The sequence below is a fragment of the Psychrobacter sp. 78a-MNA-CIBAN-0178 genome (assembly GCF_040309625.1).
Lineage (GTDB): Bacteria > Pseudomonadota > Gammaproteobacteria > Pseudomonadales > Moraxellaceae > Psychrobacter > Psychrobacter okhotskensis.
This window is the reverse complement of sequence record NZ_JBEOOZ010000008.1, coordinates 51829-77749: the sequence shown is the minus strand read 5'-3', so window position 1 is coordinate 77749 and position 25921 is coordinate 51829. Positions and strand designations below refer to the sequence as shown.

General features: G+C 44.4%; 20 protein-coding genes. 11 read left to right on the top strand and 9 right to left on the bottom strand.

Going from position 1 to position 25921, the window contains the following annotated elements; all coding sequences use genetic code 11:
• Positions 1-92 precede the first annotated feature (92 nt).
• On the bottom strand, positions 93-1073 hold the full coding sequence (locus tag AAEY80_RS06975; RefSeq protein ID WP_025651292.1) for a hypothetical protein: 981 nt from the start codon (positions 1071-1073) through the stop codon (positions 93-95).
• 448 nt (positions 1074-1521) lie between these two features.
• Here AAEY80_RS06975 and AAEY80_RS06970 point away from each other — a divergent pair, with 448 nt between their 5' ends.
• From AAEY80_RS06970 to AAEY80_RS06960, 3 genes are all read left to right on the top strand, one after another.
• A complete protein-coding gene (locus tag AAEY80_RS06970; RefSeq protein ID WP_025651290.1) occupies positions 1522-2757 on the top strand; it encodes a lipoprotein-releasing ABC transporter permease subunit in 1236 nt (411 codons plus the stop codon).
• Positions 2758-2906: 149 nt separating this feature from the next.
• Positions 2907-3587, top strand: a complete 681-nt coding sequence (lolD, locus tag AAEY80_RS06965; RefSeq protein WP_025651289.1) for a lipoprotein-releasing ABC transporter ATP-binding protein LolD — start codon at positions 2907-2909, stop codon at positions 3585-3587.
• A 268-nt stretch (positions 3588-3855) separates the two neighbouring features.
• Positions 3856-4164, top strand: a complete 309-nt coding sequence (locus AAEY80_RS06960) for a hypothetical protein (protein ID WP_025651288.1) — start codon at positions 3856-3858, stop codon at positions 4162-4164.
• 34 nt (positions 4165-4198) lie between these two features.
• On the opposite strand, the gene AAEY80_RS06955 is transcribed toward AAEY80_RS06960, so the two are convergent.
• A complete protein-coding gene (locus tag AAEY80_RS06955; protein ID WP_025651287.1) occupies positions 4199-4774 on the bottom strand; it encodes a DUF2062 domain-containing protein in 576 nt (191 codons plus the stop codon).
• Positions 4775-5246: 472 nt separating this feature from the next.
• Between AAEY80_RS06955 and AAEY80_RS06950 the strand changes: the two genes are divergently transcribed.
• The 4 genes from AAEY80_RS06950 (at position 5247) to AAEY80_RS06935 (ending at position 11769) form a co-directional block, all read left to right on the top strand.
• On the top strand, positions 5247-8291 hold the full coding sequence (locus AAEY80_RS06950; protein ID WP_350588099.1) for a ComEC/Rec2 family competence protein: 3045 nt from the start codon (positions 5247-5249) through the stop codon (positions 8289-8291).
• 199 nt (positions 8292-8490) lie between these two features.
• Positions 8491-9546 carry a signal peptide peptidase SppA gene (gene sppA / locus AAEY80_RS06945; RefSeq protein ID WP_025651285.1) on the top strand — a complete coding sequence of 352 codons (1056 nt, stop codon included), beginning with the start codon at positions 8491-8493 and terminating at the stop codon, positions 9544-9546.
• A gap of 440 nt (positions 9547-9986) precedes the next feature.
• Complete coding sequence (locus AAEY80_RS06940) at positions 9987-10874, top strand: alpha/beta fold hydrolase (protein ID WP_025651284.1); 888 nt, start codon at positions 9987-9989, stop codon at positions 10872-10874.
• A 103-nt stretch (positions 10875-10977) separates the two neighbouring features.
• Positions 10978-11769, top strand: a complete 792-nt coding sequence (locus AAEY80_RS06935; protein WP_201566590.1) for a CPBP family intramembrane glutamic endopeptidase — start codon at positions 10978-10980, stop codon at positions 11767-11769.
• 39 nt (positions 11770-11808) lie between these two features.
• On the opposite strand, the gene dusA is transcribed toward AAEY80_RS06935, so the two are convergent.
• The 3 genes from dusA to AAEY80_RS06920 form a co-directional block, all read right to left on the bottom strand.
• Positions 11809-12780, bottom strand: a complete 972-nt coding sequence (dusA, locus tag AAEY80_RS06930) for a tRNA dihydrouridine(20/20a) synthase DusA (RefSeq protein WP_201566587.1) — start codon at positions 12778-12780, stop codon at positions 11809-11811.
• Between the two features lie 99 nt (positions 12781-12879).
• The gene (locus AAEY80_RS06925; RefSeq protein WP_101212107.1) at positions 12880-14181 is read right to left on the bottom strand and encodes an MFS transporter; all 1302 of its coding nucleotides are present in this window, start codon (positions 14179-14181) and stop codon (positions 12880-12882) included.
• A 218-nt stretch (positions 14182-14399) separates the two neighbouring features.
• A complete protein-coding gene (locus AAEY80_RS06920) occupies positions 14400-16052 on the bottom strand; it encodes a phospholipase D family protein (protein WP_201566585.1) in 1653 nt (550 codons plus the stop codon).
• A gap of 421 nt (positions 16053-16473) precedes the next feature.
• Between AAEY80_RS06920 and AAEY80_RS06915 the strand changes: the two genes are divergently transcribed.
• From AAEY80_RS06915 to AAEY80_RS06900, 4 genes are all read left to right on the top strand, one after another.
• Complete coding sequence (locus AAEY80_RS06915; RefSeq protein WP_025651279.1) at positions 16474-17763, top strand: O-succinylhomoserine sulfhydrylase; 1290 nt, start codon at positions 16474-16476, stop codon at positions 17761-17763.
• 108 nt (positions 17764-17871) lie between these two features.
• A complete protein-coding gene (locus AAEY80_RS06910; protein ID WP_025651278.1) occupies positions 17872-18201 on the top strand; it encodes a YbaB/EbfC family nucleoid-associated protein in 330 nt (109 codons plus the stop codon).
• A 152-nt stretch (positions 18202-18353) separates the two neighbouring features.
• Entirely contained in the window at positions 18354-18947 is a 594-nt protein-coding gene (gene recR / locus AAEY80_RS06905) for a recombination mediator RecR (protein WP_025651277.1), read from the top strand.
• A gap of 189 nt (positions 18948-19136) precedes the next feature.
• The gene (locus AAEY80_RS06900; protein ID WP_101212110.1) at positions 19137-20459 is read left to right on the top strand and encodes a ribonuclease D; all 1323 of its coding nucleotides are present in this window, start codon (positions 19137-19139) and stop codon (positions 20457-20459) included.
• A 23-nt stretch (positions 20460-20482) separates the two neighbouring features.
• Here AAEY80_RS06900 and AAEY80_RS06895 read toward each other — a convergent pair whose 3' ends face one another.
• From AAEY80_RS06895 to AAEY80_RS06880, 4 genes are all read right to left on the bottom strand, one after another.
• A complete protein-coding gene (locus tag AAEY80_RS06895) occupies positions 20483-21055 on the bottom strand; it encodes a hypothetical protein (RefSeq protein WP_201575667.1) in 573 nt (190 codons plus the stop codon).
• Positions 21056-21104: 49 nt separating this feature from the next.
• Positions 21105-21803, bottom strand: coding sequence for an esterase/lipase family protein (locus AAEY80_RS06890; protein ID WP_025651274.1), 699 nt, complete (start codon positions 21801-21803; stop codon positions 21105-21107).
• A 150-nt stretch (positions 21804-21953) separates the two neighbouring features.
• Positions 21954-24851 (bottom strand): aminomethyl-transferring glycine dehydrogenase, encoded by a 2898-nt coding sequence (gcvP, locus tag AAEY80_RS06885; RefSeq protein ID WP_350588098.1) that lies wholly within the window; start codon positions 24849-24851, stop codon positions 21954-21956.
• Between the two features lie 62 nt (positions 24852-24913).
• Positions 24914-25672: a nitroreductase family protein gene (locus tag AAEY80_RS06880; RefSeq protein ID WP_201632043.1), complete on the bottom strand. Its 759-nt coding sequence runs from the start codon at positions 25670-25672 to the stop codon at positions 24914-24916.
• Between the last annotated feature and the right edge of the window lie 249 nt (positions 25673-25921).

The following is a 25921-nucleotide window of genomic DNA, read 5'->3' as shown; positions in this document are numbered from 1 at the left end:
AGTAAGAAGAAGTAATTGTCGCAATGAATGCCTAGCGATGCTGCTTACTTAGACTATTTAAATTAATTAAACGACTTAAGTTTCTTGAATGTTTAGCTGGCTTTTGATGCCGCCGTCGCATCTTGTGACTTTTGGTTTTCTTTATACATCGCTGCCTGTAGCCAGACATTCGCTTGTACATAGTCATGTACGTTAATAGAAGCAGTCTCTGTCGTATTGAGCGCACCAATACGCACCACGAATGGATCGGCGTCTTGTTCACGTAGTATTACCACATCAAACAAGATAATGGGCTTGCCATTAAAGAGGGTTTCTTGCTTGCCAAGTACTTGACCTTGGCACCATGCCTCGTCTTCTTGTCCCAGAGTATCACCGAACAAATAAGCACACATATGACCTAGGTTAATCTCGACTGGCGCCATTTGTTCTTTGGTCTCAGGCTTCCACTCTTTGATTTGCTCTTGTAGATCATCCGGTATTTGACCATCATTGGCGGCGACGATATCGTTAAAGGCACGATGGTAGCGAATGGCTTCTTGATCTTCTACCATAATAACTTCGTGCTGCTCGCTTAGCTTGATTTCATGTGCCCAAGCACTAAAATTCACGAAGTAAGACGTATCGCGTTGATACAAATGACGGTTGGCGGTATAAAGCTGGTCAAAGGCATAAATAATACTGCCGTCAGCCGTGCGCAAACGCAGTACTGCGTCGTGTGAGTTGTCGTTGGCAATGATACGCTCGATTTTGCAATGTAGCCCATAAGGACTGTCGACACATGGATAGGCGTTGATAAAGCATTCGGGCTTACCGTCTTTCATCGCCAGCACTTGGTTGATGTGGCAAGGTTGGTCTTCAGATAGCAACAAGCAACTGTCTTTGGCGCTGACGTTGGGGTTGAGACCTTTCGGCATGGCCGCCTTTTCGATCATCTTTTGCAGCCACTCTGGCACATCATGACTCATATCATCGGTTAAAATACGCCAATGATCGGCATGACCGGCAGCTTGCTCGTCAGATAAGGTGATTTTGGTAGGAGATTGGATGTTTTTATATTGATAATTAATGGTCATGAAAATACTCAAACTTAAGTCAGCGATGAGGTTTGGACCTAACGCTGACATTGCTCATCTAGCATCCAATATTTATAATCATTGGTCTAAGATAGCTAGCAATGTCGGCAGTATAGGGTCAGCAAACAACAAGGAGGGGTTATTGACAATTGTCCTTAGCATACAATATATAGGTATAGACGCAAGTAATAGCAAGCCCCTCATAAAAAATAATAACAAAACCCGGTTTTTTGGCAAAAAATACGCGCAGTTTTTGCTAATGACTGGCACATATCCGCCAAATTGTGTCAAACTAGCTCCCTTTTGATGGCCAAATTTGGCCTGTTTTAAACCCTATTTTTGTGTTCAATTTATATGTTGGTATGGCAGGCGCACTCTATAGGGCGTTTGTCGCTGCTCGTTTTGGCGCATATAAAAGTCGCACGTAGATAAGATAAAGAGTTTGAATATGTTTCGTCCTTTAGCGTTATTTATCGGCTTACGATACACCCGAGCAGAGCGTAGTAATGGCTTTATCTCCTTTATATCGCTGATCTCGATGATAGGTTTGACCCTTGGGGTTGCCGTATTGATTACGGTTTTGTCGGTGATGAATGGTTTTGACCGTGAGTTAAAGACCCGTATTTTGGGCATGGTGCCGCAAGCAACCGTTATCTCAACCGAGGTGATTGGTGATTGGGAGCAATTGGCTGATCGTATTAAAGAAGATCCAGAAGTCGCTGCCGTCGCGCCCTTTATTCAGCTGCAAGGCATGCTGACCTCGAATGGTCAAGTGGCAGGTATCATGGTCACTGGTGTCGATCCTCAGTACGAAAAAAACGTCTCGATCATTAACGATCACATGACTGAAGGCAGTATCGATACTCTACAAGCGGGTGATTTCAGTATTGTGCTGGGTGAAGAGATGGTGCAATCGTTGGGCTTGAGCATCGGTGATAAGGTGACTTTGGTGTTGCCAGAAGCATCGCCATCACCGGCTGGTGTGATACCGCGCTTTAAGCGTTTTACCTTGACGGGTATTTTCAGTATCAGCCCAGAAGTGGACAGCCTCATGGCCTTTATCCCGATGAGTGATGCCGGTAAGTTGCTCCGCCTCCCCGATGGCGCTCAAGGTATCCGTATGAAGCTAAACGATATCTTTACCGCGCCCATTGCTGCCCAAAAAGCGGCTGCGATTGCTCCTGATCGCCTCTATCCGAATGACTGGACGCAAACGCACGGCAATCTATTTGGGGCGATCCAAATGGAAAAAGCCATGGTCGGGTTGCTACTGTTCTTAATCATCCTAGTGGCAGCATTTAATATTGTCTCAAGTCTGGTCATGCTGGTCACCGATAAAAAAGCTGATATTGCGATTCTAAAGACTTTTGGGGCATCTCCTCGTCTGATTACACAGGTCTTTATGGTACAAGGCGTGGTCATCGGCTTTATTGGTACGATTGCAGGTACGATTTTGGGTGTGATATTTGCGTTGACAGTGAGCGATATCTTAGGCTTCATTAATCAAGCCTTCGGTCTCAATCTCTTCGATGCTTACTTCGTTAATTATCTACCATCACAGCTGCGCTTAACGGATGTGATATTGATCACTGGTGCGTCATTTGTATTGAGCTTTTTGGCCACTATTTATCCAGCGCGCCGAGCGGCTAAAATTCAACCTGCGCAAACGTTGCGTTATGAGTAATTGATACTCAAGCGAGGCGTAGTTATCATTAAAATGAGAAGCCATTAAAGTGAGAATAGCCTCGTTTTAAGCAACTATGCTGCAGGTGATAAGTGTTAGCCAAATTAAAAAATCATGAATATCGGTATCAATAAAATAAAGGAAGTGCTATGTCTGCCATTTTAAAGGCGACCAATATCAATAAGATATATGATGAAGGCGCGGTTAGTACCCAAGTATTGACAGGCTTGGATTTGACCGTCAATGCTGGCGAGCGCATCGCTATCGTTGGCACCAGTGGCTCAGGAAAAAGCACCTTGCTACACTTGCTGGGCGGATTGGATACGCCAACCAGTGGTGAAGTCTGGCTGCATGGTCAGTTGTTAAACAGCATGAATGAGACTGAACGCGGGGCGATGCGTAACAAGCACCTAGGGTTTATTTATCAATTTCATCATCTGTTAGCAGAGTTTACAGCGATTGAAAACGTCGCGATGCCACTGCTGCTGCGCCCTAAAGTATCGACGACTGAGGCAAGAGACCAAGCGATTGCCATCCTAAAAAGCGTTGGTCTGGAGCATCGTTTGGCGCACAGGCCAGGCGAGCTGTCAGGCGGTGAGCGTCAACGCGTGGCCATTGCCCGTGCCCTCGTCACCAAACCCTCGCTCATATTGGCAGATGAGCCAACAGGCAACTTGGATTATGACAATGCACAAAGTGTTTTTGGCTTGTTATCAGAGCTGCAAAGTACCATGCAAACAGCACTATTGATGGTGACCCATGACCGTAACTTGGCGGCGCTGGCAGATCGCCAAATGTTGCTACGTAATGGTCATTGGGAACAGTATTAATGCGTCGAAACTGTTTAACCGTACCATTTGCCTAGAGCGTGTCCTCAATTCAAACGCTTGTATCTAAATGGACTAAAAATGGCTAAATTTTGCCAAATATTGTCAAATAGCTGATTAATATCTCGATATTATTTGCGCTATTTTCCTCGTTTGACGGCAATTTATCTTATTTTCATGACCATTTTTAAAATGAGGACACGCCCTAATGTAGTCGATTTATATAACATTGACGACAGTAGTCCTGTCTCACGTTACAAGGATAAATACAATGAACGAAGATGAAGATCCAATCGCTGCTTTCGGCAGTGCGGAAGAGGGCAATGAACCATTAAAACCCTATATGGATCCAACCCTATTTGACACCATTGATAGGCAGGCGCAGATTGAACTGCTTACCCCAGTTTTTGATGCTATTACGCTTGCGGGCGTTGATTACGATCTAAAAGCACAAGACAGCGCCACTGGCAAACGCTATACGCTGCTCAAAGATGAACAAGTGATCGATATATTTGAGATGGATAGCAGATTTACAGACAATGTCATTGCGGCAATAGAGAAAGAGAAAGAAGACGATTGATCAAAATGCCTAAGCGCTGTATTGAAAGCATCCATCAGCGTTTAGGTGTCTTGTCGATAGGTTTGTGTTGGCGTTTTTGCCAGCTGGTGACGGTTTTATAACGCCAAATTGCCTTAAATGCCAAGCCACAAACGATGCTAGTAATGACGGCAAGGATAGTGATACCCACACAGAATGCGGTTAACGATACAGTGCCTTGATATGTGATAAAGGGGTTGGCACCATCAGATAGTGCCCATAAGCTAAAGTCAGCAATCATTCTGCCAATAAGCCGTAAACTGATCATCGGCACGTCAAGAATTTTGGCACCGATGTAGTAACCAGCGTAAAAGATAGGTAGGCTAGTGACAGGGTTGGTAATCCAAGTTAAACCAAGCGCCATAGGGACATTGGCACGAAAAATTAGCGAGCCAATTAATGCTAATAACATCTGTCCGGGTAGCGGAAAAAATGCACTGAGCACGCCGATATAGACCGCTTTATTTAAGCTGTGCCGGTTAAAATGCCATAAGCGCGGATCAGCCAAATGCGGTGCAAATAATTTTAAAATGCGGCTTTCTAGAATTTTCTCTGGTGTGGGCAGCAAGTTTTTAAGACGTTTTTGGGACACAGCATCGCCTTTAATCGTTATCAACCGCTGGTTCAATCACATTGATGGGCTGATATAAAGAGATATTAGGAATAAAATACGGGTAGGAATAGTATCAGAAAAACAAAGTAATGGTATTGAATAATCAGTATTGCAATATGTCCCGTGAGTATAGGGTAATAAAAAAATAAATGCTATTGCTGGACGAGGGCGTGGCCTCGATCTGAATGGTAGCGACTAAAGGGTTAAAAAATGGCCAAATCTTGCCAAATGGCGTTAAATAGCTGGACAATATCCTGATATTATCCGCGCTACTTTTCTTATTTTGTTACCATTTATCTCATTTTTATCACTATTTCCAACATGAGTACACGCTCTAACGACAGTCTTTATTGCTAGCGTGAAGCTATAGATTCCCGCCCGTTTTTGACTGGCAACACTCAAGCAAAATTGGTCGTATTTAAACGTTCAGCTCATCAAGCAAGGAGCGCTGGTGTACTGGTTACTTGGCAGTTTAGTGATTATCGCTATGATGGGGGTTTTGGCAGTCGCAGATAGTATGGCGATACCATTTAACTCGTTAATAGCTATGAGCGGCGCCACTACGTTGTTACCGCTACTATTAGTCATCGTCGCTATTATTTTGATAGCTATTAACCAGCGTCAAGCTCTGTCTATAAGCTCAGTGGACGTCCATAAGCTTTCTTCTCAAGGCGACTTCTCTCAGCCTTCTGTTCCTCAAAATACCTCTCCATACGGTTCTTCTCCCTCTAAACTCCCCATTCGAATGATCAATTATTCGCTGATAATGATACTGGCAATAGGGTTAGTGATTGGTAGTGCATTACAAGCTTTGATGGGTTACCAGCGGGCAGAAGCAACAAAAATTATTGAGCCTATACGTGTGCAAGCGTTGGTTACTATCGAGGGTATTAGCGATAGCGTTTATGATGACGTCACCAATAGCGGCTATCGACAAATCGCTACCATTAGTCATATGTCGCCATTGATCTCTGAGCTAACGGCTCAGGAATTAGATAGCATTGCGGCCGATTATGTTACAAATATTGATAATAGCCTAAGCAATAATAGTTTAGCTGGCGCTGATTTGAACGAAAAAGCTGAAAACATTGCTAACGACATCAAATACCGCGTGCTACTCAATGCTTATCCAAAAAGCGGCTCTAAAAGCTCGCAGATGATTGACGTAAACCAGCTGCAGCCGGGTGATCAGTTATTTATGACGCTAACACTCGCAGCGCTTGCTACCTCTGAGCAAGCGATTAATAACCCTTCTGGTTTTGACAGTTATCGCTGGTTACGAGGTCGTCATATCGATGGGGTAGCCAATATAGTGGCGACTAGCACCTTGCCTTTTGCGCTCGATGAGTCGTCTGCACTGGACGCTAATTCTCATTCCTATCTTAAGCGTTTTCGTACTCGGATTGACCAAGGGCGTTGGCAATTGCGGCAGCATTTTTATCAAGATTGGGTGGGACAAACTACCGCTGCGCAGCAAGCAAAAGCGGTCACTTTAAGTTTGCTCACAGGTGATCGCAGCTTGATCAATCGTGATACCAAGGATCTGTATCAGTTGGCTGGTATTTCACATTTGCTGGCTATCTCTGGCACTCATGTGTTGTTTTTAGCGATTATGCTGGCAGGAGCAGTTGTATTATCGTTCAATCGTCTGTATCCAGCCCTATATCGTCGCATACCACGCTGGCAAGTGCGCTGGTGGGTGATGATCAGTGCCGCTTTTATTTATGCGCTATTTACTGGCTTTGATGTGCCGGCAGCGCGAACCGCATGGATGTTACTGGCGATAGGTCTGGTACGATTAACCTTACTACCGATTAGTACGATGCGAGTATTGTTAGCGCTAGCAGTCTTGATGGCATGGCTTGATCCTTATGTGCTGTGGCAGGCTGGTTATTGGCTGTCTTTTATCGCTGTGGCGCTCTTGCTAAAGTACGATAGTGGCTCACAGGCGCAAAACAACTCAGCATTATCGCAATCAGATATACCTTTCTCTCATGGTGATAGTAAATATAGCCGTATTTTACTTAGAAAGGCATGGCTCACAGGCAAGCGTGTCTTTAAACTGCAATGCTGGCTATTTATCGCCCTGCTGCCCATTACCTTGCTGTTGTTTGGCAAAGCCTCGCTATGGGGATTGGTCATTAATTTATTTGCGATTGGTTTATTTGGCTGGGTTATCGTACCGCTCAATCTATTAGCAGGGCTTTGTTATTTATTATGGCCTGCACTTGCCGATAGTATTTGGGCGCTGGTCAGTACCATTGTCGCTAGCTTACATGATTTGATTAGGTGGCTGACTTCATTACCAGCGCTGTCAGAGGCGTGGTTGTATACGCCAGTAAATATGGCGATATTACTGATGGTATTGCTGGCAATATTGCCTTGGTTATTACCGCGTGGGTTTATCAGTCGTTGGCTGGCACTACCGCCTTTAACGCTATTAATGATGACGGTATATGCCAACCAGCAGTCATTATCTACGTCACCAACTTTATATGTCTTGCCCACTGGAGATCGCTATATAAGCGCTGCTGTGCTGCAATATCCTATAATGAATGAGGTTGGGGGCATTGGAGGCAAGTATAATAAGGCGCAGTCAGCAAAGGATAGCGTGAGTTGGTTATTTTTGGCAGACCATAGGCCTAATGCTACGCGTACCATGCCAAGTAATTTGACGGCAGAGAAGCTGTCCGCAACACTAGAACAGCAGTTGCGCACCTTGTCGATTAAACGTTTAGAAGGGCTCATAGTGCAGACAGCCAGTACAGGACTGACGGATACGCTCACGACTCATGAGGCAAGCAATACATTTAAACCTAATGCCTCTGAGCTGTTGCCGATGACGGTTGCTCAAATAAGTCAACGCCTACCGATTAGCCAGTATTGGCAGGCAGGGCGCAGTAATCGATGGTTCGATCGAGAGAAGTTTTATAGAAAAGCAAGCCAAGCTGATGATTCAGCTCAGATCACTAACAAAACGTATATCAGCCCGAAAGGCTGTGAGCAAGGTGACTCATGGCAGCTCGCCAACGGCGCTTTATCATTAGAGGCTATCACGGGCTGGAGTGAGATAGACGATGCCAGTGTGTGGGAGTGCACGCTTGTCATTGATAGCAAGTTACCTATTAATATACGGCAGTATAATGCAGCCGATCCCCTAAATTCACCGCTTGCTAGCGCGCAAATGATAAAGGCAATACCTTCTATATCAAAAAGTACGCAAACAGACAATCAACACCTTACTGCGCAAGATCAGTCACTGCCATCACGTATTATTGTTAATGCGGATACTCATAAGCGTCTTTGGCAACTGTGGGCATTGATCTGCCAAGCTGAGTCGTTTGAGGATAATAGAACCGACAGTCATGTTACTTGGCTTGGACACAGTACCTCGCAAATAACGACTGAGGTCATCAGCCGTCAGCAAATAAGTGAAGCAATAACCTATGATGATAACGCCTTAGAAGCAGCATTAGCTTTTGAGACCACTCCATAAAAATTGTCCTCATCCTAGCAGCGTTATAATAGGGTGATATTTCACGGTTACACTATTGAACCACAACCAAAATGGCACCATACTTAGTAACCTATTAATATAGATGACCGAGACAGTGAGAAAATTTGATTTCTTACTGACCTCATTTTCTATATCATCTCTTTTATCGTTTTAGATTGTTTCTGACTTAGGAAGTTATATGCCCAACTGGCCACCAGACCCTAACAAACGTCCTGACAATTCGGCAAATCAGCCAGCGCCGATGCCGCAGTCAAGCCAGCCGAGCGGACAAGAATGGCGCTTGATTGAAAATACCTTGCTCGCTAGTGTGGTAGAGCAACGCCGTGCGCGCCGCTGGGGTATCTTTTTCAAACTCTTGACCTTTGGTTATATCCTATTGATATTTTTGACCCTTGGCCGTGGCTGTAGCAGTAAAGCGCCATCAGCTCTTGACGGTATGGATACCAGCAAGCCACATTTGGCCGTGGTTGAGTTGCAAGGCACTATCAGTAGTGGTGATGTCGCCAATGCTTATGATGTCAACGAAGCATTGACGCGTGCTTTTGAAAATAATAACTCAAAAGCAGTGGCGCTAGATATCAACTCACCTGGTGGCTCACCTGTACAGTCTGATGAGATTTGGCAGACAATGAGGGATCTACGCCAAGAGTATCCAGATAAAAAACTCTATGCGGTGATCGGTGATATCGGCGCTTCTGGTGCTTATTATATTGCCTCAGCGGCAGACGAGATTTATGTGAACCCATCAAGTTTGGTTGGTTCTATTGGCGTGATTATGCCAAGCTACAATGTCGAAGGCTTGATGGATAAAGTCGGTGTTGAAGATCGCACTATCACTGCTGGTGAATATAAAGACATCTTAAGCTTATCGCGCCCGCTTACCGATTATGAAGAAAAGCATGTCGAAAAAGTGCTGGCCAATACTCATAAGCACTTTATCAATGCGGTAAAAGAAGGACGCGGCGCTCGTCTAAAAAACCCAGAAGAGAATAAACTGTTCTCAGGATTGTTCTGGACTGGTGAGCAATCGATTGCCTTAGGTCTCGCTGATAAAAAAGGCAGTATTTCTAGCTTAGAAAAGCAGTTAAAGCTCGATAATGTCGTCAATTATACCCCAACCGATCCGTTCAGTTTATTTATGGATCGCTTTGCAGTTAAGTTGGGCGCGGGTATCGGCTCAAGCGTCAAGCTTGATGTTTTGCCACAAACCGATGGTAATGCAGAAATGCGCTAAGCCTATGGTGTTAGGTTTACTGTGACCAATAATTAAGGCTGAGCGTATTATTATGCTCAGCCTTAATTATTGGTCAGTACAAATTTATGGATAATGGGCATTCCAACGGAATAGCGTATTCGAAAAACATTAAGTCCACAAAATACCAAGTCCAAAAAATACCGAGGCCAACAATACCTTTGGTTGATCAAAATTGCTTTAACCAAGCAGTGCTTTATTTACGTCAGTAATTGGTCTGGTTTTCTTTCGCCATGCTCATTTTTTGAATGCTATAATCTTTGATGACTATTAATGGCACAGCGACTATTAAAGGCATTCTTACTATTAAAGTAACTACTATTTAGGGCGTATCTTTATTTTGAGAATGTGTTCATTTTGAAAATGACCATAAAATACACGCCTTAATATCCCATAATGATAAAAATCAATGAGAGCTTGTTATGAGTGACATCAATTTGCAAACTTTTGCAGCGCTACCCGTCTCTAAAAAAACAAGGAAGCCCGTGATACATTTTGCCCATGCCAATGGTATGCCAAGCGCGGTTTATGAAGCATTTTTTGCAGGTCTTAGTGAGTTTTTTACGATCGAATATATTGCGATGTTAGGTACTAATCCTGACTATCCAGTTGATGATCACTGGCGCAGTCTGACTCAGCAAATTATCGATAGTGTGAAAAGTACTTGTGAGAAGCATGGTGTCGCGCAAGTCGTGGCCGTTGGACATTCGCTGGGCGCTATGTGTACCATGCAGGCATTGTACCGTGAGCCTCAGCACTTTGCTCAAGCAGTATTAATGGATCCCCCTTGGATTTATGGTAAAGTCAGCTTTTTTTGGCATTTGGCAAAGACGGCTGATAGGCTACCATTGATGAACAACCGCTTGATGGATAAGCTATCTCCAGCTGGGGTATCTAAGCACCGCCGCGATGTTTGGGATAGCCGCGAAGATGCCTACGATAAAATGCGTCACAAAGGTTTTTTTAAAAACTTTGATGAGCGTAGCTTTCAGGGTTACATTGAGCACGGTTTACATGAGCGTGCGGATGGCAAAGTGACCTTAGCGATTCCAAAGTCCGTTGAGGTAGATGTCTTTCGAACCAATCCCTCATGGTATTGGCTAACGCCAAACCGCGCCCCAAAGCCGCCAGTTACCCTCATTATTGGGGAAGAAAGCTTGTTTTTAAAGCGCCGTTTCCCGCAGCAAATAAAATCACGACTTGGTATTCCTTATACGACCCATACGGGTGGTCATATGTTCCCGCTTGAGTATCCAGAGTCTGTGTCACGGCAAGTATTGGACTTAATCAAGCAACAACTACCAAAATAAATCATGCGCGCTACTTATTTGACTGCTCAGATTAGGGCGTGTCCTAGTCCTAATATAAAGTTGTCGTCAGCATTGATACTCTATATCACTGAGTCACCATTTTATGCCAAATCATTTTAGTGCTGCCAAGCAACGGCTGATAAACTCGCCTAAGCGTTCGCCGTTATTTTCACGCTTGGAAGTGTTTTTACTGACCATAGGTATGATCGTCGCATTCTTTATCAGTCAACTGCTAGGAGTCTATGTCGCAGGCAAGCTGCTGCTGCCGGCTATTAAAAGCGCAAACGTGGCTGATGTGTTTTTCTATGGCAGCAGTAATGGCACGGTCGTGAGTGTGTCCATTATGATTGGCGGTGTATTGCTGGTCGCCCTCATCGTTATGTTGATTCGGTTAAAAGGCGGTAATTGGCAGCGCTATCTTGCGCTTAATCCATTTTCAGTCGCGGTTGGCGTTGGGATGCTAGGTATATTATTGATATTTATGATTGGCAGTCAGGCGCTGACTTACTGGCTTGATAAATCGCCACTGGTGTTTGTCGATCCGTTATATCAGTCCGTCAGCTCAGTGTGGCTGCTAGTATTTGCGATGGTGATAGTCGCGCCATTATACGAAGAGCTGGTCTTTCGCGGCATCCTATGGTCGGCCATTACTGAGCAATTCGTCGCCTCACCAAGTCAAGAGCTGCGCGGGGCGATCATTGCTAGTATCGTCACCAGTGTAATATTTGCGGTGATTCACTTGCAGTATGGCGTTTATGAAATCAGCACTATCGTGGTGCTGGCATTGATATTTTGCTATGCCCGTATCAAATCTGGCTCGCTGCTACTGCCCATGCTGCTTCACATTGTCAATAATGGCGCAGCGATGGGGCAGTATTTAGCGCAAACCGCTTAATCAAAATTTTCTTAAGAGAATTTGCTTAATCAAAAAGAGCTATGCATCAGGGTTTAATGCCAAGACTTCAGCGGCTGCTTGTTTAACGTCATCTATCGTCAGTTTAGGTTTGCCACTCAATGCCTGTCGCCATTTGCGAGCTCCCGTCAGCCCTTGAAATAATCCTAAATAATGCCGAGTCATCGTTGGCAGCGCTTCACCTTTGGCCAGTTGCTCTTCTAGATAAGGATAAAGCTGCGCCAATATATCTGAGCGCTTAGGTGCAGGCTCACCCCATAAGCTATTGGCTTCTGCTAGCAGATAAGGGTTATGATAAAAGGCGCGGCCAATCATCACACCGTCTATATGCTGCAAGTGCGCTTGAATATCTGCGACGGTCTCGATACCACCGTTTATCTCGACATCAAGGTCTGGGAAGTCTTGTTTGAGGCGGTAGACATCATCGTAACGTAATGGTGGAATTTCGCGATTTTGCTTGGGGCTAAGACCTTGTAGCCATGCGGTGCGAGCGTGGACGATAAAGCGCGTACAACCAGCAGCAGCGACCGTCTGCACAAAATCTGCCATAAACTCATAGCTATCAAAATCATCTATACCAATACGATGCTTGACGGTTACTGGGATATCGACCGCCGTTTGCATGTGTTTGACCAAGTCAGCGACAATATTTGGCTCGGCCATGAGACAAGCGCCAATTTTATTATGTTGGACGCGATCCGATGGGCAACCAACATTGATATTAACCTCATCATAACCATGCTGTTGCGCGAACTCGGCACACTGGGTCATCTCATCAATATCTGCACCGCCAAGTTGCAGCACGATAGGCTGCTCGAGCGCGTCAAAGCGTAAATGCCGTGCTCGATTACCATGTATCAGCGCCCCTGTACTGATCATTTCAGTATATAAGTAGACGTGCGGATTAAAAAGTCGCGCAAAATAACGATAATCCGTCGTCGTCCAATCGATCATGGGGGCAACTGAGAGTCGTTTATTGGTCATATCAACCATGGATAATAAGCCTTAATATTTTATTCTTTGAGTGTGAGTGTTTTGCATAGAGACAACAGGTGTCGTAAGCACAATGGGCGAATATTCAATACGCCCTTGCTAGACCACCTGATCAATTCTTTTGAACTGGGGTAAGTTGTAAAAATACAGTCCCATGATAATGCCAATAAAGCCGATAAAGGCGATATAGAGAGCGGGTGAAAAACTGATAAATAACGTGGCATAGCCCAGCCCAAAAGGTATAAGTACGCCCACGATGCCATAGGTGATATTATAACAAAAAGCCATTCCGGTAAGGCGCACATTGGTTGGAAACAGTTGCACAAGAATAGCCGGTACCATACCGACAATGCCAGCACAGAAGCCCAGTAGCGCATACATAATCAAGATATAGTCGCCGCCTGCTTGCAAGTGATAAAAGAAAGCAAGCATTTGAGCGATTAACAAGGCAGAACCAACAACCAAAATTTTGCCAAAATTCTCATGATTAGACACTAAGCCATAAAATATGCAGCCAAAAATCATAAAAACAATACCCAAACTGTGCGAAAATCCAAACAAATCAGTATCTAAAGTAAAGCGTAATTCGATTAACTCTGGTAATAAAAGAATGACGACAGTCGTAATGCTAGAAATAATCAACGTCAGCATCATGCCGACAAATACTGAATGTTTGTGATTTTTAAAGAGCAGGGTAAGCGGCTTGGCAAAATAGCTCTTGGGTTTCGATTTTTCCATCGCGATAAAAAACGGTGATTCACCAATCAATCGCCACGCAAGTAACGGCAAAAAGCTCAGTATTGAGGCGATAAAAAATGGCAGCCGCCAGCCATAATCCGTCAACTGCTCAGGGGTCATTGCTCCGGTAAGCCAACTAAAAAAGGCATTAGAAAATAATACACCGACGAAGAAACTGGCAGTTACATAGCTACAACCTACAGAAAGATACTGCCGCGGCACATGTTCCGCCACAAAAACCCATGCTAAAGGTACATATAGGCCATAAGCCATCCCCTGTACCAGCCTGAGTAAAATAAATAAAGCGGGCGCAACCAAGCCCCACTGCGCATACGTCGGCAGACATGCCATCGCTAATAAACTGGCAGCAGTGACGAGCAAGCTTATAAGTAATATGGGCTTTCGACCTTTGATATCCCCATAACGACCAAAAATAATGCCGCCAAGTGGCCGTGCCAAATAACCGACCGTAAAGAGGCCAAGCCCTTGTAGCTTGGCGACGGTAGGACTGGTACTAGCCGGAAAAAAAGCAAGCGAGACGATATCTGCGATGTACAGATAAATCAAAAAGTCAAAAAATGTCACCGCGCTGCTAAAGCTGATAAGCATCACGATATTTTTGTCTTTAGCAGACATCAAAGCATATTGAGAACGAGACGGCATAATAGATCACGCATCCACACAGTAAACTGATTGTTAAGACGGTCATCATCTAGATAACCGACCATAATAAAAACCGGCAAATCAATATAGATAGATAATGATTTGCCGGCATAATAAAAATAAGGCTTTTTGAATACGAAGGCTAATGAGCCACTGACTCTTAAAATAAGTGACAGACATTCAGTACGCTATAAATTTGGTTAAAAGGAACCTATAATCTATAGCAGCCAATCGATTGGCAGCCATGACATGATGGTCAGCCAAACGTGGTCACCCATATCAACGCGCGGCTCTGTATCGTAAATCACTTTTTTACCATTTTCCATGGTATGCCACTGTAAAGCACCGCTCTCCAGCAACTTGACTTCATACGCCTGATTTAACAAATCATCGCTGAGTGCACCGTGTAGCTGGCTTGCCAGTTCTTCATCATTAATAATGACGCCCATTTCGGTATTGATATTGGCAGAGCGCGGATCGACATTGTATGAGCCAATAAACACCTGATAATCATCCACAGCAAAGGTTTTGGCATGTAAGCTGGTTGAGGATTGGCTGCGAGCTTTCCACAGTTTGTTTTCGCGTTTTTCTTCCGCAGCGGTGGACTTAAGCTCGTAGATTTTCACCCCTGAGCGCAGCAAATTGGGACGCCATTGACTGTAGCCAGAATGCACCGCCGTCACATCGGTTGCATCAAATGAATTGGTCAAAATTTTGATTTCAATACCTGCTTCGGCCAATTGTACCAGCGTCTTAACGCCATCTTTGGTTGGTACGAAGTAGGATGAAATAATAGTCAAGCGCTTGGTGGGCGTGCCCAGCAAGGTACGCAGCTGATGTACCAAATTGGTATTGGCAGGAACGGTTTTGGTCAGTTTGCCGACATCATCACTCAAAAACTGCATATCCGTCCAGCGAAAGGGCACCTGCTTATTGATTAAATCAGTATCGATAGAGGAGTCTTCGATGGCGGTCTTATAAACAGCCAAACTACTGCGAGTATTATTTTTTTCATCTTGATCGAGCTTGTCTAACGACGCTAAGAAATCTTTACTTGTCCCTTTATCAGCGGTTACCAGCGTTTCGATGTCAAATGAGATGGGCGAGGACCAGTAGCTAGCAAAGCTATTATCGATATCGGCCACTACTTTGCCGATCAGTAATACATCTAAATCCGCAAATTGGCTGTTTTGATTGTTACTTAAGTATTCATCACCGATATTTCGACCGCCAATAATGGTAATTTGCTTATCAAAGGTCATGCTCTTATTGTGCATACGCCGATTGATACGCGGTAAGCCCGTGACAAAATTTAAGGTCTGAAATTTACGATGCATTAACGGATTGATAATGCGCACCGCGATGTTTGGGTGGCTGGCAAAACGTAATAAACGCTGATCAAACTTGGCGTTATTATTAAAATCATCGAGCAATAAGCGCACGATAACGCCGCGCTCAGCTGCTTCCCATAAGTCTTTTAAAAGTAGCTGACCGGCCTGATCATCATGCCAAATATAATATTGCACATCGATATTGCGCGTGGCCATACCGGTCAGGATACTGCGCGAAGCAAAAGCATTGGCGCCAGTCACAATCGGATGATAGCCGGACAAATCAGGGTGAACGTTGTTCTGTTCACTAATGGCCGCGACCAGATCCGTATTTTCACCGCCACTATTCTTATTGTTAGCACTGTCATTGTTTTTAGGTTTGCTGTCTTGCTGATATAAAGCATTAACACGCGCTGATAACGCTTGGCTCTCAGGCAAATGTGGCTTCTCAGGCAAACTCTGGCAGCCACTAAGACCTAAGGTTAATCCGAGTGTTAGACTGAGCGATAAATTGCTTGGTTCTATACTTAGCATCGACATAACTGATTAACCCTAATGAACCTTGCTTTATTGGAATGCTGCTAAAATTTTAATGAATATGTTCATTTTTATAAAATAATAGCACTGATGATGACGCTTATAAAAATAACGTCCTAGGCCAAGCTTAAATAGTCGCTAAGCTTAGCAGTTGTTGTCTTATCTGCCTATTATAAATACGTTATTTTTTGGCTTAAGCGCTTGACTAAGCTCGCATTTAACTCTAATTTCGGGTTTTAGTATTCTGCGAAAGCGTATTCAAAAATAATATTTAGTAGTGCTCTGAAACCAGATGTTTGGAATAAGTTGACATGATATGATAACGCTGATGAATGGTGTCGATAATTAGAGAATAAGCCGTCATTTTATGCTCAACCATTTTACTAAGAATTATTTTACTACCAACAAGAGTAACGGAAGATTTATGAGTCAGTCGCAAGCGCATGATGATAACCATTTAAATAAATTAGATCCTAACTGGCGCAGTGACGCGCTCAATTTAGACCTTGATTATGGCATGCAGACCATCGCTGTGCGTGCAGGGCAACATCGCACCGATGAAGGCGAGCATTCAGAGGCTATCTTTACCACCAGCTCCTATGTTTATGAGTCGGCGGCGGACGCGGCAGCGCATTTTAATGGTGACAAGACGGGCAACGTTTACTCACGCCACACCAATCCAAGCGTGCGTACCTTTGAACGTCGTTTGGCAGCGCTTGAAAATGGTGAGCGTGCGGTGGCGACAGCCTCAGGCATGGGGGCGATTTTGACCATGTGCTTGGCGTATTTAAAAGCAGGCGATCATCTGCTTGCTGCCAATCAATTGTTTGGCTCATCCATTGGTCTATTTAATAATTATATGGCAAAGTTCGGTGTGGAAGTCAGCTATGTCGATTGCTTCGATAATGACGCGTGGGCTAAGGCTGTACAGCCAAATACCAAGGTTATTTATTGTGAGAGTCCTAGTAATCCATTGGCGCAGATTTGTGATATCGACTATTTAAGCAAGCTATGCAAGGCCAACGATATCTTATTGGTGGTGGATAATTGCTTTGCCACGCCAGCGCTGCAGCGTCCACTCGACTTGGGTGCCGATGTGGTGATACATTCTGCGACCAAGTATTTAGACGGGCAAGGTCGTGTATTGGGCGGTGCCTTGGTCGGTAGCGATGCGCTGATGCAAGAGGCCTTTACCGTGGTGCGCTCAGGCGGTATCAGCATGAGCCCGTTCAACGCGTGGGTCTTTACTAAGGGGCTTGAGACGCTGAAATTGCGTATGCAAGCGCACTGCAACAATGCCAATCAAGTGGCGGATTTTTTGGTCAATCATCCCAATGTCAGCACGGTGCACTTTTCAGGTTTGAGCGATCATCCTGCGCATGAACTGGCGACGCGTCAACATCATATGAAAGGCGGCTATGGTGCTATTATGGGTTTTGAAGTCAAACCATCTGCTAGCACTGATTCAAATAGTCAGGATTCAAAAGCCGCTGCATGGCATGTGATAGATTCCACGCAAATGGTCTCTATCACCAATAATTTGGGCGACGCCAAAACCACGATTACCCATCCGGCGACCACTACCCATTTTCGCCTGACGCCTGAAGCACGAGCAGAAGCAGGCGTCAAAGACGGCCTTATTCGTCTGTCGGTCGGCTTGGAAGATGTAGAAGACATCATTAAAGATTTGGCGCGTGGTTTAGACAGTTTGTAAAGATAACGGTATAATCACCGTTAACGCATAAAATTTACGTTATGATCTACGTTAATAAAAATTACTCATTACTATATTACTCATTACTATAAAGACAAAGAGGCAACTATGAATATCCAAGCATTGATGCAACAAGCACAAACGATGCAAAAGAAAGTCGAAGCAAACGTTGAAAATGCTAAAAAAGAGCTGGCCAATAAAGAAGTGCAAGCTGAAGCGGGCAGTGGTTTGGTAAAAGTCACTATGACGGGTCGACATGTGGTTAAGCGTTTGACCATCGATCCAAGCTTGCTTGAAGATGAGCCGGATATGATCGAAGACTTAATCGCTGCGGCTATCAATGACGCGGTGCGTCAAGCGGATGAGCTGTACGAAGAAACGATGGCAGGCGCGACCTCAGGTATGGGTCTGCCACCAGGTATGCAAGGTATGTTCTAAGCAACTGCCTTTTAACTACTAAGTTTGTAAAGGTTAAGTTTTTAGGTGCCAAATACTGCATATTGAAGACAAAAATGGGGTTGTTATCGACACGATACGACCCCATTTTTATAGCTACGGTTTATAAATTAAGTTAAATAAAGGAAGTTACTTTGCTGACAGCCAAATTTGATCAACTGGTCAAACAACTGCGCATTTTGCCGGGTGTGGGTCAAAAAAGTGCCCAACGTATGGCGCTGCATCTGCTCACCAAAAAACGTCCACAAGGCATGGCACTGGCGCAAGCGCTTGATGAGGCGATGCGTGATATCGTTGAGTGCGAGCGCTGTCACAGTTTTAGTGACGAGGCCGTTTGTCCACTATGCCAAGACCCAAGGCGTGATGATGGCCTATTATGCGTGGTCGAAACCGCAGCAGATGTGATGGCTATCGAGCAAACGGCAGGTTATCGTGGTCGCTACTTTGTTTTAGGCGGTCATTTATCACCGATTGATGGTATTAGCGCTGATGATTTAAATATCGATCAACTGGTCTGGCGGGTTAAGCAAGAGCCTGTTGAAGAGTTGATCTTGGCAACGGGTACGACTGTCGAAGGGCAGACCACCGCCCACTTTATCAGCGAAGCCGTCGGCCGTCATGTCAATAAAGTGACGCGTTTGGCACAAGGTGTCCCGATGGGTGGCGAGCTGGAGTACCTTGATAGTATGACCCTTGGACAAGCGATGCAAAATCGTTCCTTCTTATAGTATTTTCTATAGCAATTTCATAAGTTCTCTATAAAACCCAAATCTTGCCCATTTTATTTTATGAACTTGTTATAATTGCTTAATTGCTTAATTGCTTAATTGCTTAATTGCTTAATTGCTACTATTGTTATCTTTTATTAAGACGCAGTTTGGCGTTTTATTTTCTCCTATTTATGCAGGTATCTGCCCGTGTCCAACAATGCTTCATTAGCTTCAACCGCTTCTACCCAATCAAACCGTGCAGACAACACTGCTGCTACTGACGATGCATCAAAGCAATCAATTAATACTGATATAGCGTCAACAGCTGTGCCGCCTGAACCAAATATCGATGCATTATTGGATATTGCGGATGAAGTTGCCATCACGTGGGTGCGTGAGCAAGATGGTTTGGCTGAAGTCATCGATGCATTGGCGACTTGCGGGCGAGTGGCGTTAGATACCGAGTTTATCAAGCGCGATACTTATTATCCACGCTTGGCATTGGTACAGCTAAATACCGGCAATCATGTATATTTATTGGATGCGCCGCAATTGCAGTTGGCTGATTTTTGGCAAGCGCTTAGCGAAGTTGACGTAGCGATTTGGCATGCTTGTGGTGAAGATTTGGGGATTTTTTATCTGTTGTCTGGTTGCCCGCCATTGACCAATATTTTTGATACGCAAATTGCGTTGTCTTATTTGACGGGACAGTTGCAAATGGGCTATCAGCAAGCGCTCGATGATCAGTTAGATATGCATATCGATAAAGAACAAAGTCAGTCGGACTGGCTACAGCGTCCGCTCTCAGATGAGCAAGAGCAATATGCGATTGATGACGTACGCTTCTTGCCAGCGCTTTATTTGAGCCTCGAATACGAGCTAAAAAAGCAAGGACTGTTTGAATATGTCTGGGCGGATTGTCAGCTTTATGCCAGCGATTTGTACGACGCTCAGCATGTTGAGGACGAAGCGATGTACTTAACGATGGCTGATTATCGCTATAACTCGCAGCAAATGGCGATATTAAAAGCGGTGGCGACTTGGCGAGAAGAGCTGGCGCGTTCGACCAATCAGCCGCGCACTTTTGTGATTAAGAAACAAGCCGTACGCGAGATTATCACTGAAAAGCCAACCAGCATGCGCGAGTTGGCGCATAAAACCACGATGCACCGTAGCATGTTGCGACTGTATGGCGAAGAGTTGCTTAAAGTAATAAAAGAGGCAAAAAATCTGCATCCTGCTGAATATCCAGACTGTCTATTGCCGCCTTATCGCTCAAAAAACAAAGTGCTGTCAAAGGCTGTGCAACAAGCGATCGATGAGCAAGCAGAAGCTATTGGCGTGCCTGCTAATGTATTAATGCGTAAAAAATGGCTGGGGCAGCTGTATGAAGTGATTGCATTTGATAAAGATTTAAGCAAGCTACCAGAAGGCTTAAAAGGCTGGCGCAATGAGTGGGTGACGCAAACCTTGATACCAGTAATTGAGAAGCACAAAACTGAATTACAGCAAGGCATGGGTGTTAAGTAAAGCGATTGTTGTTAACCAATAGATTATTCGACCGTAGCCAGTCGTTGTGCGATGTCCATATCTTTAATTTGACAAGCATACTGTGAACTATAATAATTTAACATATCATCATTGATGGCAACAGCTGGTAACGGATCGTCGTATGTATTCATAAATCGTGTTTTGCCATCAACTTGAGTATAAATTGTATTTAAACGTTGATAAGTACTATTCGAACAATTTACTAAGAAGTGACTAATAATAGTCTCTAAAGGTTTGTCAAAATCCAATAGTATTTGATCGTTGATGTCGTCACTTACTTCAAATCCGTTTAGCATAACTATCTTTTCCCAATAATCTACTTTATCAGAGTCTTGATTTTCCATATTTACATTGACTAAATCAGTATACACTTCTACTTGCTCGTTACTAACAACAAAACTCCAAAAAGGGTCTAAAGGTGGCTCATTTAACTTTATGACTTTGGACTTGTCGCTAAAATATGAGTAGACACCAAATAAGCCAGAGCAGAGTATTATAACAATTAATATTTTAAGATTATTTGGTCTAGTCTCTAAATAACTATATTTATTTGGATCAAATTCATTATTGCTCATTAGTTTATACTCAATTTAAATCTAACTTGTTATCTGGTTTTTTTCCAATCTAACGCTCAAACTTCCCATGCTCTAGAAAGTAAAAGGCTTGTTTAGCGACTTCTTTGTTAACTAACATGCCGGTATGTGAGACTGGCATGACGATATGATCGACTGCTGCCTCCATTTTGGTTTCTTCTACATACACTGTGCCATCGTGGTCAAGTTGCTGCTTCAGTGGTGGCACATCTGCTTTACGCAGTTTGCGGTTATGATGATGCAAAAATAACTGTCCCAAACCATACGGGCGATTCCCTGCAATCACACCAAGCTCAATGTGTTTTGGTAAAGGTGCGACGGTTCCATCTAATGCATCGATATATGAGCGTCCCACCACAGCTGGGATCAAGCGCCAAATATAATCCGCACAAATGCTACCCATATGCGGCGTACCTAGTGTGACGCACCGTCCAATTTGCCATTGCGGATACGCAGTGACAAAATCGCGAATAATTAAACCGCCCAAACTATGACCGACCAAATCGATTGGCTGGTCTGGATGATGATGGTTTTCTAGCCAGTCATTTAATCGGGCACTATTGGTTTTGATGCCGTCACGCATACTGCGATAGCCATATTGATGGGTATCAAACCCTTGTGCTTGCAAGCGTTTAGCCAATGGACGCATAACAAATGCGGCTTGATGTAAGCCATGAATCAGAATGACGCGGTTTGTTGGCATAGGTAATGGCACTCGATAATTATTCATCAAATACGCGTATAATATCATTAGCCTATTGATTTTTCTTCTTATCAACTGTTATTAGCTATCATTAACTTGTAGACCAATAAAAACCTCCAAATCAGCTACTGACTTGGAGGTTTATTTTTATATCAATTATTCATACTTGTTTGAAAACTACATATAGTTTTCAATACTTGGGCACGAACACATCAGATTCTTATCGCCATAAGCATCGTCAATACGAGCAACACTTGGCCAGAACTTATGAGCACGTACATAAGGCAATGGGAATGCGGCAACATCGCGGCTGTATGGATGCGTCCACTCGCTATTGGTGACCATAGCGGCAGTATGCGGTGCATTGACAAGTGGGTTATCTTCTAGCGTCCAGTTGTCCTCGCCTGCTTTGGCTTTCATCGCTTCAGCTTTGATAGATTTTAGCGCACTGATAAAGCGATCTAACTCTTCTTTAGATTCAGATTCAGTTGGCTCAATCATCAGAGTGCCAGCCACTGGGAAGCTCATGGTTGGTGAATGGAAACCATAATCCATCAAGCGCTTGGCAATATCGCTTTCGCTGATGCCAGTTTCTTCCTTTAGCGGACGAATATCGATAATACATTCGTGCGCGACGCGACCATTTTTGCCAGCATATAACACAGGGTAATGATCTTTTAATTGCGCGGCAACATAATTAGCATTCAATAGCGCAAGCTCAGTGGCTTTAAGCAGACCATCACGGCCCATCATGGCAATATACATCCATGAAATTGGTAAAATGCTGGCTGAGCCATAAGGCGCTGCCGATACGGCAGAACAGTCTTTTTGGGCATTATGTACAGGGCTTAGCGTATGGTTGGCCATAAATGGTGCTAAATGTGCCTTCATACCGATAGGGCCCATACCAGGACCACCGCCGCCATGTGGGATACAGAAGGTTTTATGCAAGTTCATATGTAGGACGTCTGCACCGACATCCGCAGGCTGCATCATGCCGACCTGCGCATTCATATTGGCACCATCCATATAGACTTGGCCGCCATGCTTATGAATCAAATCACAAATATGACGGATACCTTCTTCGAATACACCATGCGTCGACGGGTAAGTAATCATCAATGCACCTAGATTGGCGCTATGCTCTTCACATTTAGCGGTCAAATCTTCGATATCAACGTTGCCATTTTCATCCGTTTTGACCACGACGACTTGCATGCCCATCATCATGGCAGTCGCAGGGTTGGTACCGTGCGCTGACATTGGAATGAGACAGACATCACGATTGGTCTCGCCCAATGATTCATGATAGCGGCGAATCGCCAGTAGGCCAGCATATTCACCTGACGCACCAGAGTTTGGCTGCATAGACACATCATCAAAACCAGTAATGGCTTTGAGTTGGTCTTGTAGGCTATCAATCATGTCAATGTAGCCGGTGACTTGATCGCGCGGTGCAAATGGATGCACATTGGCAAATTCAGGCCACGTAATCGGTAGCATCTCACTGGTTGCGTTCAGTTTCATGGTACAGCTACCGAGTGAAATCATACTGCGGTTCATCGCCAAATCTTTGTCTTCGAGCGATTTTAAGTAGCGCAGCATCTCATGCTCGGTATGATGCGTGTTAAATACCGGATGGGTTAAGATGTCGTCGGTACGTAAATATGCACTATCAAGTGACAGGCTAGCAGTCTCAGGCAAATCATGCGACTTATTCACGAACAGCTGAGTTAACACCGTAAAGTCTTGCTGATCACTGGTTTCACTAAAGGCGACACCCAGTCTGTTATCATCGAGACGCCATAAGTTATAACCAACATTGTCCGCATTTTCAAAGATTTGCGTCGCCAGTTTTTCTGAACCGCAATCGATAACGACGGTATCAAAGAACTGATCATGTACCACGCTTAAGTTGCTGTCATTAGCTTCTCTAATGACATTGGCGAAGGCTGTGGCAAAAGCATGGATACGTGTGGCGATACGCTTCACGCCACCTGGACCATGATAAACTGCGTACATACCTGCTAGGTTCGCCAGCAATACTTGCGAGGTACAGATGTTTGAGTTGGCTTTTTCGCGGCGGATATGCTGTTCACGAGTTTGTAATGCCATACGTAATGCCGTATTGCCTTGCGAATCTTTTGAGACGCCAATGATACGGCCAGGTGCTGAGCGTTTGGCTTTATCAGAGAACGCAAAATAAGCGGCATGTGGACCACCAAAGCCCATGGGAATACCAAAACGCTGGGTGCTACCTAACGCTACGTCTGCGCCCATATCGGCTGGTGATTTTAGTAACACCAAGCTCATGATGTCACTGACGACGCTGACGTAGGTTTTGTTTTTCTTCACCGCAGCGATGACGTCGGTTAGGTCTTTTACATCGCCCTCAACACCGACGTATTGGAATAATGCCCCAAAATAATCACCTGATTTAGCGGTTTCAAAATCACCAACGACCACTTCCCAACCAAAATACTTGGCACGAGTATTGATGACATCTAAGGTTTGTGGATAAATGCGGTCATCAACAAAAAACTGATTTGATTTGCTTTTGCTCACCCGCTTTGACATGGCCATGGCTTCAGCAGCAGCAGTGGCTTCGTCAAGTAACGATGCCCCAGCCATTTCTAGACCAGTCAAATCGATACAAACTTGCTGGAAGTTAAGTAAGGCTTCTAGACGACCTTGAGCAATTTCAGCTTGATAAGGGGTGTAAGCGGTATACCAACCTGGATTTTCAAGCACATTACGTTGAATAACCGCAGGCATACGTACAGGTGAATAGCCTTGACCGATGTAGCTTTTATTAACGGTGATATTATCTGCCATGGCGCGCAATTTAGCCAACGCGGCGTGCTCACTCATCGCCAGTGGCAAGTCTAAGTCTTTGTGCAAGCGTACGGGCTCAGGCACCGTATCATTGATAAAGCTCGCCATGTCTTTATAACCAATTGTACTGAGCAGATCAGCTTGTTTGGTCTCATTTGAGCCTAAATGACGATAGACAAATTCAGCTTCGTTAAATAAACCTTGAAAGGTATCAAACGTCGGGTTTTGAGAGATAGTCATGACAGTCCTTGGTTAAGGGAGTAATAAAGGGATTGACTTAAATAAAATAACGTTAGGGTTAATTAAACGTAATGGACAAACTGTTCTTGGTCAAAGCGGAACTGGCTGCTGTAAATGCCATTGTCAGCGCGTTCGCCAGCACCAATCATCATAATGATGTGCTGATCATCGCTTAAACCTAACAAGCGCTTCATGGCAGGCTCATCGAAGCCGCCCATCGGACAGCTATCAAAGCCGTGCGCACGTAGTGCCAGCATTAAGTTTTCAGCAGCCAGTGCCGTATTGTTGGTGGCCCAGTTTTTGGTGTCTTCAAAAGTATAGTAAGGTGACTTGATCGGCCCTTTTACCCGTCTAAATACTTGAGTAGCACTCCATTTTGCCGCTGACACCACGTTGGCTGGCCCTCGCAAAAAGTCCATGGCGACGACTTTGGTGTAGTAGTCTTTGACTTTTTTGGGCACTGGCGATTCAGGATATTCACGTAAGATTTGCTGGGCGTGATCTTGCCAGATATCCGTACGCGCAACGACCGCAATCAAGCGCGCTGCCGTTTTTGCCGCATTTTGATTCATGCAGTTTTTGACCGTACGTTTGCGCTTATCCGCATCATCGATCACATAAAATTCCCACGGCTGTAGATTGCTCGAGTTCGGCGCTAGCATGGCCAAACGCAGACAATCTGCTAACACATCGTCAGGTATCAGTGTGTCAGTAAAGCGACGCACGGAACGGCGTGACTCGACCACTTCACGAAACGCTTGCAGCTGCGGTGTGTGTTTGGGTGTGGCAATATTGTCGTTGTTATCAGAGTCGGAAGTCATATTAGGATCCATGCTGGGGATTAAGTGATCAACTCGGTCAGTATTGAGTGTGTCTGCTCAATAGCGTCTGACAAGTGATTGATATGAATAAATCAGATAGCGATTAGACGTAATAAATTGAGCGATAAGTGTTTTGGAAAAAAGTGGTCAGATACCAGCTGATGCCAATATCTGTCATAGTAAATTATATTTTTCTAGTTGTATTTTTAAGTTACATTTTTTTAGATTACAAATAGCGGTATTTCAGTT